Genomic DNA, 14,047 nt, shown 5'->3' with positions numbered 1-14,047 from the left:
ATGCTGCCCAGTCGCTTCAGCCGCGACCCGAAGGTCAAGACCTCAACCGAGAACAGCGCCGCTGGTTTGCTGCTGCTGGCCACAGTGGTTGCGATCCTGTGGGCGAATTCGCCTTGGTCACACAGCTACTGGGCATTGCTGGACACACACGTCGGGTTCAGCTTCGGCAACATGCACTTCGAGATGACGGTCAAGCACCTCATCAACGACGGCTTGATGACGTTCTTCTTCTTCGTCGTCGGCCTCGAGGTGATGGCCGAGTTCACCATCGGTCAGCTGACCGACCGCGCACGGGCGGCGGTTCCGGTGCTCGCGGCGGTCGCAGGTCTTGCCGTGCCCGCGCTGATCTTCCTGATGATCAATTCGTCTGGCGACAATGCCAACGCGTGGGGTGTGGTGATTTCCACCGACACGGCGTTCCTGATCGGCGCGCTGGCCATCATCAACCCGAAATTCCCTGCGCGGCTGCGGCTTTTCCTGCTCACGCTCGCCGTCGTCGACGATATCGGTGCTCTTTCGGTGATCGCGCTGTTCTACTCCGACGACATCCGGCTCGAGCCGCTGCTCGTCGCAGTACTCCTGATCGCTGCGATCGCACTGGTGCGTTACCTTCCCGCCGGCCGCGGTCCCGCCTACGCGGTGATCGGCTTCGCGCTGTGGGTGGCGTTGTACGCAGGTGGTGTTCACCCGACGCTGGCTGGCGTCGCGATCGCGCTGCTGATCCCCGTGTTCAGCCCCGAGCGCAGGCAGGTCGAGGAGACCGTGGACCTGATTCGCGCTTTCCGGCAGTCGCCGAACTCCGACTATGCGCGTGCCGCCAGTCGCGGCCTGCGGGACTCGATTTCGATCAACGAGCGGTTGCAGACCCAGTTCGGCCCCTATGTGTCGTTCCTCGTCCTGCCGCTCTTCGCCTTGGTCAACGCAGGCGTCCGGCTGACCGCCGAGACGATGTCCGCGGCGATGCGGTCACCGCTGACGTGGGGCATCGTCGCAGGCCTTGTGCTCGGCAAGTTGATCGGCATCACCACTGCGACGTGGCTTGTTGCCCGGCTTCGCTGGGGCCAGCTCGCACCCGGCCTGACATTGCGCCGAATCGCGGGCGGGGCGGCGCTGTCCGGAATCGGTTTCACCATATCGCTTTTCATCATTGACATCGCGATCAGCGACCCGCTGCGACAGGACGAGGCCAGGGTCGGCGTGCTGCTGGCGTCGCTGCTGGCGTTCCTGCTGGGCTGGGCGATCTTCCGGATCACCGACTGGATCAGCCCGCCCGAGGCGGTCGGCATGAAGTTGGTTCGGCCTGTCGACCCCGAACGCGACCATATCCGCGGGGAAGTCGATGGGCCGCTGATCCTCGTTGAGTACGGCGATTTCGAGTGCCCGTTCTGCAGCCGCGCCACCGGATCGATAGACCAGGTGCGTGAACATTTCGGCGGCGAACTGCGGTACGTGTGGCGACACCTACCACTGGAACGCGTGCATCCGCGCGCCTTCGACGCGGCACGGGCCAGTGAGGCGGCTGCGTCGCAGGGCAGGTTCTGGGAGATGGCACGCGAGTTGTTCAGCCACCAGGACGATCTCGAGTGGTCCGACATCTACCGTTACGCCGTCACCGCGGGCTGTGACATCGAACAGTTCGACAAGGACGTTCGCGTCCATGCATCGAGGGTGGTGCACCGGGTGCAGGACGACGCACAGGACGCCGAGGTGATGGACCTCAACTCGACGCCGACGTTTTTTGTCAACGGCAGGCGGCACAAGGGGCCCTGGGACGCCGCCAGCCTCATTCGTGCCCTGGAGGAGAGCCGACATGCGTGACGTGCTGGCGGAGCTGCTGGACGTCTGGGAGTCGGGCGGCACCGCCGGGGTCGGCACAGTCGTGCGTACGTTCCAGTCGGCCCCCCGACCGCCTGGCGCGTCGATGGTGGTCGCGCCCGACGGCTCCGTCAGCGGTTCGGTATCCGGCGGGTGTGTCGAGGGAGCCGTGTACGAGGCCGCCAATGAAGTTGTGCGGGAAGGCACTTCGCGACTCGTGCGCTACGGGATCTCCAACGACGACGCGTTCTCCGTCGGGCTGACCTGCGGCGGCGTGATCGACGTCTTTGTCGAGTCTATTTCGGTGACCACTTTTCCCGAACTCAAGACGGTGGCCGATGCCATCGCCGCCCATCGGCCGGTCGCGGTCGCCACGGTCATCGCCCATTCCGATCCCAACTGGGTGGGGCGCAGGCTCGTCGTCGGCGCCGACTCGACTCACGGCACCTTGGGCAGCGACCGTGCCGACGGGGCCGTCATCGACGATGCCGCAGGACTGCTGGCGTCGGGGCGCAGCGAGGTGCTCACCTACGGCCCCGACGGTCAGCGCCGTGGCGCGGGCATGGAGGTGTTCGTGGCCGGCTATGCGCCACGGCCACGGATGCTCATCTTCGGCGCGATCGACTTCGCCGCCGCGCTTGCCCGGCAAGGATCGCTGCTCGGCTACCGGGTCACCGTCTGCGACGCTCGGCCGGTGTTCGCGACGGCTGCGCGATTTCCGACCGCCGACGAGGTCGTCGCCGAGTGGCCCAACCGCTATCTGGCCGCACAGCACGACGCAGGCGAGATTGACGCGCGCACCGTCATCTGCGTGCTCACCCACGACCCGAAGTTCGACGTTCCCCTGCTCGAGGTGGCGTTACGCCTCCCCGAGGTCGGCTATCTGGGCGCGATGGGTTCACGACGTACCCATGATGACCGGCTGGCCCGATTGCGCGAGGCGGGCCTGACCGAGTCCGAGCTGGCCAGGCTGGCCAGTCCGATCGGGCTGGATCTCGGCGCGAGGACGCCCGAGGAGACGGCGGTGTCGATCGCCGCAGAGATCATCGCAAGGCGGTGGGGTGGCGGGGGTCGCCCGCTGGCCGACGTCGACGGCCGCATCCATCACGAGGGCGGCAGATGGCCGCAGTAGCGATCAGGAGGGCTGCTCAGCCGAAGGTCCGGTAGTCGAACTCCCGGCTGCCTTGGCAGCTTTTCGCCGCTTGTACCACTCGATGATCATCGGGGTGATCGAGGCCACGGCGATGAAAATGAAGATCGGCTCGAGCAGCTTCTGAACGATCTCGAACTGACCCAGCCCGTATCCGAGGAGCGTCAGACCCACGCCCCACACGACCGCACCGATGACATTGAAGAGGGTGAAGACGCCGTAGCTCATCTTGGCGGCCCCCGCCGTGATCGGCGCCAGCGTCCGCACGATCGGCACGAATCGGGCGATCACGATCGCGAACGGTCCGCGCTGTTCGAAGAAGGCGTGCGCCTCGTCCAGGTAGCGCTGTTTGAGGATGCGCGCGTTGGGCTTGAACATCGTGGTGCCCAGGTACCGGCCGACGAAGTAGCCGACCTGCCCACCGAGGACGGCGGCGATCGGGATGAAAACCAGCAGCTGCCACAGCGCGAAGTTGGCCTGGCCCGCGGCCGCGGTGCCCGCGGCCAGCATTCCCGCCACGAAGAGCAGGGTGTCGCCGGGCAGAACGGGAAAGAGCACGCCCGACTCGACGAAGATGACAACCAGCAGCCCGACCAGGGCCCACGCGCCGAAGTAGCCGATGAGCTTGATCGGGTCAAGGAAATCCGGCATCAACATCACCGTGGTGCTGGTCATGGCTCACCAAGATACCGGCGTGTCGGGTAGGGCTGCTCAGCGCGCCTCGCCTTGACATACTGCGGGTGCACAGTTGAACCAGCGAGAGGACGACCCATGCCCATCGCCACCCCCGAGGTCTATGCCGAGATGCTGGCCCGCGCCAAGGAGCACTCGTATGCGTTTCCCGCGATCAACTGCACCTCATCCGAGTCGATCAACGCCGCGCTGAAGGGGTTCGCCGATGCGGGCAGCGACGGCATCATCCAGTTCTCGACCGGTGGCGCGGAGTTCGGCTCCGGGCTGGGCATCAAGGACATGGTCACCGGGGCGGTGGCGCTCGCCGAGTTCGCACACATCGTCGCCGAGAAATACCCCGTCACCGTCGCGCTGCACACCGACCACTGCCCGAAGGACAAGCTCGACACCTATGTCCGACCGCTGCTGGCGATCTCGCAGAAGAGGGTGGCCGACGGCGGCAACCCGCTGATCCAGTCGCACATGTGGGACGGGTCGGCGGTACCCATCGACGAGAACCTGACGATCGCCAAGGAACTGCTCAAGCTGGCGGCCGCCGCCAAGATCGTTCTCGAGATCGAGATCGGTGTCGTCGGTGGCGAGGAGGACGGCGTCGAGGCCGAGATCAACGAGAAGCTCTACACCACCCCGGAGGACTTCGAGAAGACGATCGAAGCCCTCGGCGCGGGTGAGCACGGGCACTATCTGCTGGCCGCGACGTTCGGCAACGTGCACGGCGTGTACAAGCCCGGCAATGTCAAACTGCGCCCCGACATCCTGCAGCAGGGTCAGAAGGTGGCCGCGGCCAAGCTCAGATTGGCCGACGATGCAATGCCTTTCGACTTCGTGTTCCACGGCGGGTCCGGCTCGCTGAAGTCGGAGATCGAGGAGTCGCTGCGCTACGGCGTGGTCAAGATGAACGTCGACACCGACACCCAGTACGCATTCACCCGTCCCGTTGCAGGCCACATGTTCGCCAACTACGACGGCGTGCTGAAGATCGACGGCGAAGTCGGCAACAAGAAGGTCTACGACCCGCGCAGCTATATGAAGAAGGCCGAGGCATCGATGGCCGACCGGGTCGTCGAGGCGTGCAACGACCTGCACAGCGCAGGCCGAAGTGTCAGCGCCTAAAAGTCGATGGTGGTGTCTGTCCTGGTGCCGTTGTCGCACGTGACGGTGACGGGCCATGCCTTGAAAAGCGGGACAGCGGGCACGAGATTCACGTCTGCGGTGGAAAACGCGTTCAGGGTGAAGTCGCGGTCATAGACCTCTGAGTCGTAATGGCATCTCGAGGTCTTGCCTGAGTGGTCCGTTACGTGAATGACGATGCCGCCCAGAATCGGTTCACCCGTCACGTCCGGGGCTGGCAACGCCACCTGCTTTGTGCACGTCAGCGGGGCGGTTGTGGACCACGAGAGACCCGCAGGCTGGACATCGCCGCTCACCTTCCCGTCATCGAAGGCGTTGCCTGCGAAATGGCGGTCGTCGTTGGCGCCGTGAATGAAATGGAAGTCCATGCGGCCGGTGTTCGGGTCGACAGTGCCTTGGACGGCCCCCGGGGTGCCGCCGATCTCGGTCGGCGCGTTGATGGACGTTCCGCCGCCATTGAACGTCATGCTGGTGCCGTCGCTGATGTTGATATTGACGACGCCGGGGAGGGCGAACCCCTCGCACCCGGGCGGGCCAGCATGTGCGGGAAGAGCGTTGGCGAACAAACCGGCGGCGATTGCCACGGCCGCCGCCACCGCCGTGTGTCGAGGCATCATGGCTTCGACGCTATGCCTGCGCATAAGTCCGAAAAAATAGGGTGTTTCCCTATATTTGCCGGTCCCCTAGCTATTGGGCGCCTGGCAGATCTTCCACTGGTCGTCGCGGAACTGCAGGTCGAAACTGCGGGTGGACCGGGTTTGCGGCGCATACGCCATGAACGTCGTCACGTTGGCCTCTGCGTGGTCGTCGTTGACGACGACCTGGTCGATGCTGGCGACGACCGGATACTGCTTGGCCGCGGCGACGCGGGCATGGGTGTCGGTCCATGCGCGGTCGTCGTAGTTCACGTAACTGTCGCGGGTGGCGCCGCAGGTGATGCTGCGCAGGGTGGCCAGATCACCTTTCTGGACCGCCACGTCGAAGTTCTTGATGGTGGTGCGGACCATCTCCTCCTGCGACGCTTTCGAATCGGAATCGCGGGTCAGCAGGAGGGTGCCCAGTATCGCGACGGCGGCCAGCGCGGCGATCACCAGGATCAGCGCCACCACCCAGCCCCAGCTGCGATTGCGGCCGGGAGGTTTGGGTGCGTCGTCACGCCCTGGAATCATCAGCGGCGCAACAGGTTTGTCGGACGGCAGCGATCCGTTGGGCGTCGAGATGATCTCGGTGGCCGGCTCAGGATTGGTTTCGATGAACTTGGTCGCCGACGAGTCCATGGCCGACGGTGCGGTGTACCTCCGCTCGGCGGGCTGCTCCTCGGTCGCGGGCTCCGAGTCCACCGCACCGGTGTCCTCCACCGCCATCACTTCGGTGGGGTGCTCCTCGACGATCGGCGCCGCTTCGGTCGGGGCGCTGTCCTCGGACGGCGATTCTTGCCCTGGTGTCGATATGTAGTCGGTCGGTTTGTCCGCCGATTCCTCGGCCGTACCGTTCCCCTGGTCGGGCCCTGATGGGTTTGACATCCCTGCAGCAGTCCTCCCGTACCATCAGCGTCTGTCGGCTCGGCCGACGGTCTCTGCACGAGCTTAGTTGCCCCACGGCACAATAGGGCCATGACGCGGATGGGTGATCTCCTGGGACCGGATCCAGTCCTTCTTCCCGGCGACAGTGCCGCCGAGGCGGAGCTCGAAGCCGGCGAGAAGCCGGCGATCGTGGCTGCTGCCCACCCCACCGCTTCGGTGGCGTGGGCAGAGCTCGCCGAGCGTGCGCTGGCCGACGACCAGGCCATCACCGCGTACGCCTACGCCAGGACCGGCTACCACCGCGGTCTGGACAAGTTGCGGCGCAACGGCTGGAAGGGATTTGGTCCCGTCCCCTACTCGCATGTGCCGAACCGGGGCTTCCTACGGTGCGTGGCCGTTCTCGCGAAGGCGGCGGATGCGATCGGCGAGTCCGATGAACACGCCCGCTGCCTCGATCTGCTCGACGACTGCGATCCGGCCGCGCGCGGCGAACTGGGGCTCTAGCTACCAGCTGGCTTCGCAGTTGCAGTCGCCTGCGGCGTTGGGCGGCTCGACCTGCACCGTCGCGTGTTCGAGGCCCCGTGCCGTCAGTACCGCCTTGGCCTCGTCGAGCACCTTCGCCGAGTCTGCGGTTGACGTCAGATGCGCGGTGACCATGTCCTTGCCGGGCACCAGTGTCCACACGTGCAGGTCGTGCACCTCGGTCACGCCGTTGACCGCGCAGAGCGCGGTGCGCAGCTCCTCGACGTCGATGTGCGTGGGGGAGGACTCCGACAGGATCCGCAGCGCCGCCCGCGCCAATGCAATCGCGCGCGGCAGCACCCACAACGCGACGAACACCGCGACCACGACGTCGGCATAGGGCCAGCTGGTGGTGACCGTGACGATGCCTGCGATGAGCACACCGACGCTGCCGACGGTGTCGGCGACGACCTCCATGTACGCGCCCTTGACGGCGAGGCTGGACTCCGAGTGCGAGCGAAGGAGCAAGACGACGATGGCGTTGGCAATCAGACCCGCCAACGCGACGACGATCATCGGCACACCGGGGATGTCGGGCGCGTCGCCGAGCCGCTCGAACGCCTCGAAGAGGATGAAGCCCGCGACGAACAACAGCAGCACGGCATTGGCGACGGCGGTGAACACCTCCGCGCGGTGCCAGCCGTACGTCCGTTTAGGCGACGCACTGCCGTGCCGGGCGAGCAGCACCGCCGTCAAGCCCATGAACATGGCGACAAGATCGGTGAGCATGTGGCCCGCGTCGGCCAGCAGCGCGATCGAGTTGATCAAAAGTGCGGTCGTCAGCTCGATGACGAAGAAGACCGTCAGGATGCCCGCGGCGGTGAGCATCCGACTGATACGGGTGTCGGCGTCTCCGTGACTGTGGCCCGCACCCATGCACCCAATCTATGCGTAATGACGCATATGTCGCAAGGCGCTCGTTGCTAGCGCCAGGCTGACCAGAACTGGGTGAGCCGAAGGCCGGACCCGACCAGGAACCTCTCCACGCCTGAGAGGTCGACGAACCAGGTGATCACGGCGAAGAAGTACTGGCTCAGCGGCGTCGCGATGAACAGGATCAAAAGGATGAACAATCCCCATTGCTTGGCGGGCGCAAGGGCACGCTGGGTCTCTTCGCTCAGGTGCGGTTCCAGCGCGCTGTAGCCGTCGAGGCCCGGCACCGGCAGCAGGTTGAGGACAGCGGCAGTGACCTGGAGGAAGCCCGAGAACGCCATGCCCGCCCAGAACACATTGTGGTCGGGGTCATAGAACAGCGCCGTGACGGCGAGCAGGATCACGGCGAACGCGACGTTGGTGAGCGGCCCTGAGAGGCTGACGATCGTCTTCTGCCTGTTGGTCATGAACGACGTCCGGACGTACACCGCGCCGCCTGGCACACCGATACCACCGAGCGCGATGAAAATGATCGGCAGCACCAGCGACAGCACCGGGTGCGTGTACTTCAGCGGGTTCAACGTCAGGTAGCCGCGCATCGCTACCCCGTGGTCGCCGAACCGCCATGCGGTGAAGGCGTGCGCGAACTCGTGCACACACAGCGAAACAACCCAACCGGCGATGACAAGCGTGAAGACCCCGACGTAGGCCAGCGGCTTGACCTCGTTTGCGGCCATCCACGCCACCACACCGCCTGCGACGGTGATCGCCACGATGGCCAGGAAGACCGGGCTGGGTCGAACCGATCCGCGCACAACTGGAACGCTCACCTCACGAAACTACCGTTGCTGTGCTCCTCACGTCCGCGCGTGGCTTTGCTCGTCACGTCCGCGCCTGCCAGTCGCATTCGGTCAGCTCTACCGACAGCTTCCACAGCCGGTTTGCGGTTCGTGCGTCGGCGGCCTTCTTCAACGGCTTGGTCACCCTGGGCTTGCCGAATTGCTTGAACATCGGCGCCAGATACGTTCCCGGCGGCAGATCGCTTGTCGCGCCGATGATGCTCGACCGGGCGGCGGTCTTCGCGCTCTGCGGGAAGTCGCGCAAGAAGCTCAGCCCGGACGACCAGCCGAGGAAACCCGTGCTGTAGCGGACGATGTCGGTGTCGGCGCCGCCGGGATCCACGACGATCGCGCGGACGCCCCTCCTGGCGAGTTCGTCGGTGAACAACATGACCGCCAGCTTGGACTGCCCGTAGGCGGCCCACTTCGAATACCGGCGGGTGTGCCAATTCAGGTCGTCCAGGTGCAACCGGCTGAACATGTGGTTCATGCTCGTCACCGACACGACCCGGTCTCTGATCCGGTCGCCGAGAAGGCACGTCAACGCGAAATGGCCGAGATAGTTCGTGCCCATGTGCGTTTCGAAGCCGTCCGCGGTGCGGGTCAGCGGTAAGCCGAGGACGCCTGCGTTGTTGACCAGGACGTCGACGGCGTCCACCGAGTCGGCGAACTTCCGCACGCTGGTCAGGTCGGCCAGATCGAGGTGGGCCACCTCCACGTCGCCCGGAATCTCGGCGGCCACCCGCTCCGACTTCGGGATGTCTCTCGCCGCGATCAACACGCGGTGGCCCTCGGCCGCCAGCGCCGTCGCCGTTTCCCTGCCAACACCGCTGTTGCCCCCGGTGACGATGATTCGCACGGGCCTATCTCACCAGCAGCCAGCCCTGGGTGTGGCGATAAAACGTAGATCGGCGAACGATTTTCGAGGCGTCGGTGTCGTCGCGCACCACCGTCGCGCCCGTGGTGCCGAGCTGGGCCGCCCGGCCGGCTACCCAGCGGCGCCTGCGAGGGCCGATAACGCACGCCCGCAGCCCGGGCATGGCCTGCGTCGGCTCCACGCGAACACCCGCGACGTCGCCGTCGAACAGCTGGGTGTCGTCGACAACCGCCTCACCGTGCAGCGGTGCGCCGTCCTCGCCGCGCCATTCGGCCGACCCGACGATGACGTGGCCGGTCTCGTCGCGGATCAACGGCACTCGGCACGCGGTGCCGCGGCGTGCCCTCCTGGCCGCCCACCACCCGTTCCCGTGGCCGACCTCGACGTCGAGCCGGTCGGCCCGCAGGAGCCACGCGAGCACCGCGGCCACATCGGCGTCGGAGCCCACCACGATCACCCGTCCACAGCGGCCGATTGCGTCGTCGATGTCCTCCGGCCCAGCCGCCGTCCGGGTCGCCAGACCGGCCAGCGGTCGGGGCGGGCGCCTGCCACCGAACAGCAACACCACGACATCAGCGGTGTTCAAGGCGGCTCCTCACGTCTGCTGGGATAGTGTGGCTCACCGGCTGGACCACAATAAGCGGGAGAAACGCCATGCCGGCAATCGTGCTCATCGGCGCCCAGTGGGGCGACGAGGGCAAAGGTAAGGCCACCGATCTGCTCGGTGGACGCGTGCAATGGGTCGTGCGGTATCAGGGCGGCAACAACGCAGGCCACACTGTGGTGCTGCCGACGGGCGAGAACTTCGCGCTGCACCTGATTCCGTCGGGCATCCTGACGCCAGGCGTCACCAACGTGATCGGCAACGGCGTGGTGGTCGACCCGGGCGTCCTGCTCGACGAGCTGAAGGGCCTCCAGGATCGCGGGGTGGACACCGAGCGCCTGCTGATCTCCGCCGACGCGCATTTGCTCATGCCCTATCACGTGGCCATGGACAAGGTGGTCGAGCGGTACGCAGGCAGTAAGAAGATCGGCACCACCGGCCGGGGCATCGGCCCGTGCTACCAGGACAAGATCGCTCGTATCGGAATACGCGTCGCCGATGTTCTCGACGAGGCGCAGCTGGCCCAAAAGGTCGAGGCGGCACTGGAATTCAAGAACCAGGTGCTGGTCAAGATCTACAACCGCAAGGCGCTGGTGCCCGAAGAGGTGACCGAGAACCTGCTCGCGACGGCGGAAGGATTCAAGCACCGCATCGCCGACGCCCGCCTGCTGCTCAACGTCGCCTTGGACAACGGTGAGACCGTGCTTCTCGAGGGCTCACAGGGCACGCTGCTGGATGTCGACCACGGTACGTATCCCTTCGTCACGTCGTCGAACCCAACCGCAGGCGGTGCCGCCGTCGGTTCCGGCATCGGCCCGACCCGCATCACCACGGTGCTGGGGATCCTGAAGGCGTACACCACCAGGGTCGGCTCGGGTCCGTTCCCCACCGAGTTGTTCGACGAGATGGGCGAATACCTGTCCAAGACGGGCGGAGAGTTCGGGGTGACGACGGGCAGGCGTCGCCGCTGCGGCTGGTTCGACTCGGTGATCGCGCGCTACGCCACCCGGGTCAACGGCATCACCGACTACTTCCTGACCAAGCTCGACGTGCTGTCCAGCCTCGAGACGGTGCCGATCTGCGTCGGCTACACGGTGAACGGCAAGCGCACCGACGACATGCCGATGACGCAGAGTGACATCCACGCCGCGGAGCCGATCTACGAAGAGATGCCGGGCTGGTGGGAGGACATCTCCGAGGCGCGCGACTTCGACGACCTGCCCGCCAAGGCGCGCGACTACGTGTTGCGGCTGGAAGACCTTGCCGGCGCCCGTATTTCGTGTATCGGCGTCGGACCGGGCCGTGAGCAGACGATCGTGCGTCGCGACATTCTGGCCGGCCCGTGACCGATCCCCGGCTCGTCGACCCGGACTACGACAGCCACGGCGGCTTCCCGAATTTCGAAGCGGCACAGCCAGGGCCGGGATTCGGGCGGTTCCTGTTGGCGATGCGTCGGACGCAGGACCTTGCGGTGTCGGCAGACCCCGACAGTGACACCTGGAATGAAGCGGCCGATCTGGCCGAAAAGCTGGTGACGCTGCTCGACCCGTTCGAGGCCGCAGAAGGTGTCGGTCCCGCCAACCGGGTGCCCGCGCTGCCCGGCTCGGGCAGCCTGTTGATGCCTCCGTATGCGGTGACGAAGTTCGAGTCCGACGGGGTCGAATTGACCGTGCAGTTCAGCAGATATCACGTCGGTGGCAATTACGCCGTGCACGGGGGTGTCTTACCGCTAATGTTCGACTCGATGTTCGGCATGGTGATTCACGCCTCCGGACGGCCCATCAGCCGGACCGGCTTTCTGCACGTCGACTACCGGAAAGTGACGCCCATCGACACGCCGCTGACCATGCGTGGATGGGTCGAAAGGACGGAAGGCCGAAAGGCGTTCGTCAACGCCGAACTGCGCGACCCGGACGGCAACCTGCTCGCCGAGGCCAACGGGCTGATGATCCGCCTGCTGGCGGGCCAGCCGTGAAAACCCAACGGCCGCATCCGCTGACCACTCCGCGCGCGGCGGCGCTGGCAGGCGTGTTGTTCGGGCTCTTATTCGGCACAGCGCTGATCCTGATCCGCACCGCGCTGCCTGAAGGCGCCGAAGAGGGCGCGCAATGGATGGACGCAGGCAGTCATCGAATGAAGGTGGCCGCCATCCTGATGCCGTTCGCGGGCATCGCGTTTCTCTGGTTCATCGGCGTCGTGCGAGACGGTTTCGGCCGCCTCGAGGACAGATTCTTCTCGTCGGTGTTCATCGGCGCCGGGCTGCTGTTTCTGGCGATGGTGTTCGTGTCGTCGGCCATCGGCGCCGGTTTGGCTGCCAGCGGCAGGGATGCCGTGGACATGTCTGCGCATACGGAGGTGGCCACCTTCGGACAGATGGTCTTGATCACGTTGACAAAGACGTATGCCTTGCGAATGGGCGCGGTTTTCATGATCTCGCTGGCCACCATCTGGCTCAAGACCGGCCTGATGCCGCGTTGGTTGGTGATCGTGACTTATGTTCTGGCGGTGGGGATTCTGCTGGCCAGCGACATCAGCATGTGGATGACGCTGGCGTTCCCGGTGTGGGTGCTCGTCGTCAGCGTGCTGTTGTTGGTCCGGGCCGGCGTGATCGACCTGGACCGCGACGATTAGTCGACGATCGTCAGTGCCTGCGACGGGCAGAGCTTGACCGCTTCTCTCGCCTTGTCCTGTTCGTCGTCGGGGATGTCGTCGACGAGAACCACCACGATGCCGTCGTCGTCCTGGTCGAAGACGCTGTCGGCAACCATCACACAGTTGCCTGCCTGAATGCAGACGTCGCGATCGGCGTGCACCTTCACCAGCTCACCTCCAGTGACTTGAGGCCGTAGATGAAGCTCCAGGTGCGGAACGCCACATCGGTGAAATCCTCGGCCAGCGCCAGGTTCGGAAAGCGGCGCAGCAGTGCGGGAAACGCGATGCGCATCTCCATCCGGGCCAGTGGCGCGCCGAGACAGTGATGCACGCCGTGCCCGAACGCCAGGTGACCGGGAGCGCCGCGGCGGATGTCGAGGACTTCGGGTGAGTCGATGAAGGCCGGGTCCCGGTTGCCCGATGGCATGGACGGGAAGACCAGATTGCCCGCCGGGATCGTCACGCCCGCCACCTCGACGTCGGTGGTGGTGACGCGCGGGATCGCGGACTGCACGATGGAAAGCCAGCGCAACAGCTCTTCGATGGCGGGGCCGATGGCGTCGGGATCGTCGCGCACGAGGGCGAGTTGCTCGGGGTGACGCAGCAGCGCCAGCGTGCCGAGGCCGAGCATGTTCGAGGTGGTTTCGTGGCCGGCGAGCAACAGCAGGCTCGCGACGCCGATGAGCTCGTCGTCGGTGAGCTCGTCGCCGTGTTCGCGCACCAGCATGCCGAGGATGTCCTCACCTGGGTGGCGCCGCGCACGCGCGACAAGCGTGGTCATGTACGCGCGGCCCTGCCGCTGCAGCTCGAGCCGCTCCGGTATCGGAACGGAGAAGTCAAGCTGGCGAACGCTGCGTCGCTGAAAGTCCTCGCGGTCGTCATACGGTACTCCGAGGAGCTCGCAGATGACCAGCGAGGGGATCGGCAGCGCGAAGTTCTCTACCAAATCGACTGGCGGGCCTGGCTTTTCCATCGCGTCCAGCTGCGCGTCGACGATCTCGACGATGCGCCGTTCGAGACGCTTCATCCGTCTGATGGTGAACTCGGGTGTCAGCATGCGGCGCAGCCGGGAATGGTCGGGGGGGTCGAGGCCGAGCAGGTTGCCGGCCCGCGCGGTGGCCTGCTCCTCCTCGGTCGTCTGGACGCCCTGGGCCACGAAACCGGGCGGACGCTCGTTGGAGAACCGCTCATGGTCGGACAACACGGCCTTGATGTCCTCGTACCGAGTGACCAGATACACCTGCATTCCGAACGCGTTGGTGAACACCCGGACGCCTTGCGTCTCGCGAATCTCGCGGAGTCCCGCGGTGGGGCTGAACGCATCGCGCCGCATATGCAGCGGCGGAAGGCCGGTCGCTTCGGTCATGA

Annotated in this window: 16 protein-coding genes; 7 read left to right on the top strand and 9 right to left on the bottom strand. The window is 65.8% G+C overall.

Going from position 1 to position 14,047, the window contains the following annotated elements; all coding sequences use genetic code 11:
- Positions 1–1,818, top strand: a complete 1,818-nt coding sequence (nhaA, locus tag QOJ24_RS10560; protein ID WP_526260958.1) for a Na+/H+ antiporter NhaA — start codon at positions 1–3, stop codon at positions 1,816–1,818.
- Positions 1,811–2,947: an XdhC family protein gene (locus QOJ24_RS10555; protein WP_526260936.1), complete on the top strand. Its 1,137-nt coding sequence runs from the start codon at positions 1,811–1,813 to the stop codon at positions 2,945–2,947. The genes nhaA and QOJ24_RS10555 overlap by 8 nt, the downstream gene beginning before the upstream one ends.
- A 3-nt stretch (positions 2,948–2,950) precedes the next feature.
- Here QOJ24_RS10555 and QOJ24_RS10550 read toward each other — a convergent pair whose 3' ends face one another.
- Positions 2,951–3,640 carry a VTT domain-containing protein gene (locus QOJ24_RS10550; protein ID WP_526260935.1) on the bottom strand — a complete coding sequence of 230 codons (690 nt, stop codon included), beginning with the start codon at positions 3,638–3,640 and terminating at the stop codon, positions 2,951–2,953.
- A gap of 96 nt (positions 3,641–3,736) precedes the next feature.
- Between QOJ24_RS10550 and fbaA the strand changes: the two genes are divergently transcribed.
- Entirely contained in the window at positions 3,737–4,771 is a 1,035-nt protein-coding gene (fbaA, locus tag QOJ24_RS10545) for a class II fructose-bisphosphate aldolase (RefSeq protein ID WP_526260934.1), read from the top strand.
- Here the strand turns inward: fbaA and QOJ24_RS10540 are convergent.
- Both QOJ24_RS10540 and QOJ24_RS10535 read right to left on the bottom strand, forming a co-directional pair.
- Positions 4,768–5,406: a hypothetical protein gene (locus tag QOJ24_RS10540; protein ID WP_526260933.1), complete on the bottom strand. Its 639-nt coding sequence runs from the start codon at positions 5,404–5,406 to the stop codon at positions 4,768–4,770. The two genes, fbaA and QOJ24_RS10540, sit on opposite strands and share 4 nt — an antisense overlap.
- Before the next feature lie 66 nt (positions 5,407–5,472).
- Complete coding sequence (locus QOJ24_RS10535; RefSeq protein WP_526260932.1) at positions 5,473–6,312, bottom strand: Rv0361 family membrane protein; 840 nt, start codon at positions 6,310–6,312, stop codon at positions 5,473–5,475.
- 90 nt (positions 6,313–6,402) lie between these two features.
- On the opposite strand from QOJ24_RS10535, the gene QOJ24_RS10530 reads away from it, so the two are divergent.
- Positions 6,403–6,816, top strand: a complete 414-nt coding sequence (locus tag QOJ24_RS10530; RefSeq protein WP_526260931.1) for a DUF3151 family protein — start codon at positions 6,403–6,405, stop codon at positions 6,814–6,816.
- Here QOJ24_RS10530 and QOJ24_RS10525 read toward each other — a convergent pair whose 3' ends face one another.
- From QOJ24_RS10525 to QOJ24_RS10510, 4 genes are read right to left on the bottom strand one after another with little or no spacing between them, the layout of a single operon-like run.
- Positions 6,817–7,710 carry a cation diffusion facilitator family transporter gene (locus QOJ24_RS10525; protein ID WP_526260930.1) on the bottom strand — a complete coding sequence of 298 codons (894 nt, stop codon included), beginning with the start codon at positions 7,708–7,710 and terminating at the stop codon, positions 6,817–6,819. It lies immediately after the preceding gene.
- 47 nt (positions 7,711–7,757) lie between these two features.
- Positions 7,758–8,537: a site-2 protease family protein gene (locus tag QOJ24_RS10520; RefSeq protein WP_526260929.1), complete on the bottom strand. Its 780-nt coding sequence runs from the start codon at positions 8,535–8,537 to the stop codon at positions 7,758–7,760.
- Positions 8,538–8,589: 52 nt separating this feature from the next.
- Positions 8,590–9,405, bottom strand: coding sequence for an SDR family NAD(P)-dependent oxidoreductase (locus tag QOJ24_RS10515; protein WP_526260928.1), 816 nt, complete (start codon positions 9,403–9,405; stop codon positions 8,590–8,592).
- Positions 9,406–9,409: 4 nt separating this feature from the next.
- Positions 9,410–10,009, bottom strand: coding sequence for a peptidase M50 (locus QOJ24_RS10510; RefSeq protein ID WP_526260927.1), 600 nt, complete (start codon positions 10,007–10,009; stop codon positions 9,410–9,412).
- Between the two features lie 68 nt (positions 10,010–10,077).
- Here QOJ24_RS10510 and QOJ24_RS10505 point away from each other — a divergent pair, with 68 nt between their 5' ends.
- Genes QOJ24_RS10505 through QOJ24_RS10495 form a run of 3 tightly spaced genes read left to right on the top strand, consistent with a single transcriptional unit; the run spans position 10,078 to position 12,658 of the window.
- Complete coding sequence (locus QOJ24_RS10505; protein WP_526260926.1) at positions 10,078–11,373, top strand: adenylosuccinate synthase; 1,296 nt, start codon at positions 10,078–10,080, stop codon at positions 11,371–11,373.
- Entirely contained in the window at positions 11,370–12,002 is a 633-nt protein-coding gene (locus tag QOJ24_RS10500; RefSeq protein ID WP_526260925.1) for a PaaI family thioesterase, read from the top strand. The genes QOJ24_RS10505 and QOJ24_RS10500 overlap by 4 nt, the downstream gene beginning before the upstream one ends.
- A complete protein-coding gene (locus QOJ24_RS10495) occupies positions 11,999–12,658 on the top strand; it encodes a hypothetical protein (RefSeq protein WP_526260924.1) in 660 nt (219 codons plus the stop codon). The genes QOJ24_RS10500 and QOJ24_RS10495 overlap by 4 nt, the downstream gene beginning before the upstream one ends.
- On the opposite strand, the gene QOJ24_RS10490 is transcribed toward QOJ24_RS10495, so the two are convergent.
- Together QOJ24_RS10490 and QOJ24_RS10485 are read right to left on the bottom strand one after the other, a co-directional pair.
- On the bottom strand, positions 12,655–12,846 hold the full coding sequence (locus QOJ24_RS10490) for a ferredoxin (protein WP_526260923.1): 192 nt from the start codon (positions 12,844–12,846) through the stop codon (positions 12,655–12,657). The genes QOJ24_RS10495 and QOJ24_RS10490 overlap by 4 nt on opposite strands.
- On the bottom strand, positions 12,843–14,045 hold the full coding sequence (locus QOJ24_RS10485; protein ID WP_526260922.1) for a cytochrome P450: 1,203 nt from the start codon (positions 14,043–14,045) through the stop codon (positions 12,843–12,845). Before QOJ24_RS10485 ends, QOJ24_RS10490 begins: the two co-directional genes overlap by 4 nt.
- Positions 14,046–14,047 lie beyond the last annotated feature (2 nt).

Origin of the sequence: Mycobacterium sp. (assembly GCF_032159775.1) — a bacterium.
GTDB lineage: Bacteria > Actinomycetota > Actinomycetes > Mycobacteriales > Mycobacteriaceae > Mycobacterium.
Note: the sequence above shows the minus strand (reverse complement) of the source record. Positions and strands in the feature narration are given on the sequence as shown.

What these genes read in the sequence shown, in the direction of transcription:
- nhaA (WP_526260958.1), top strand. Translation starts at nt 1, where the DNA reads ATGCTGCCCAGTCGCTTCAGCCGCGACCCGAAGGTCAAGACCTCAACC.
- QOJ24_RS10555 (WP_526260936.1), top strand. Translation starts at nt 1,811, where the DNA reads ATGCGTGACGTGCTGGCGGAGCTGCTGGACGTCTGGGAGTCGGGCGGC.
- QOJ24_RS10550 (WP_526260935.1), bottom strand. Translation starts at nt 3,640, where the DNA reads ATGACCAGCACCACGGTGATGTTGATGCCGGATTTCCTTGACCCGATC.
- fbaA (WP_526260934.1), top strand. Translation starts at nt 3,737, where the DNA reads ATGCCCATCGCCACCCCCGAGGTCTATGCCGAGATGCTGGCCCGCGCC.
- QOJ24_RS10540 (WP_526260933.1), bottom strand. Translation starts at nt 5,406, where the DNA reads ATGATGCCTCGACACACGGCGGTGGCGGCGGCCGTGGCAATCGCCGCC.
- QOJ24_RS10535 (WP_526260932.1), bottom strand. Translation starts at nt 6,312, where the DNA reads ATGTCAAACCCATCAGGGCCCGACCAGGGGAACGGTACGGCCGAGGAA.
- QOJ24_RS10530 (WP_526260931.1), top strand. Translation starts at nt 6,403, where the DNA reads ATGACGCGGATGGGTGATCTCCTGGGACCGGATCCAGTCCTTCTTCCC.
- QOJ24_RS10525 (WP_526260930.1), bottom strand. Translation starts at nt 7,710, where the DNA reads ATGGGTGCGGGCCACAGTCACGGAGACGCCGACACCCGTATCAGTCGG.
- QOJ24_RS10505 (WP_526260926.1), top strand. Translation starts at nt 10,078, where the DNA reads ATGCCGGCAATCGTGCTCATCGGCGCCCAGTGGGGCGACGAGGGCAAA.
- QOJ24_RS10485 (WP_526260922.1), bottom strand. Translation starts at nt 14,045, where the DNA reads ATGACCGAAGCGACCGGCCTTCCGCCGCTGCATATGCGGCGCGATGCG.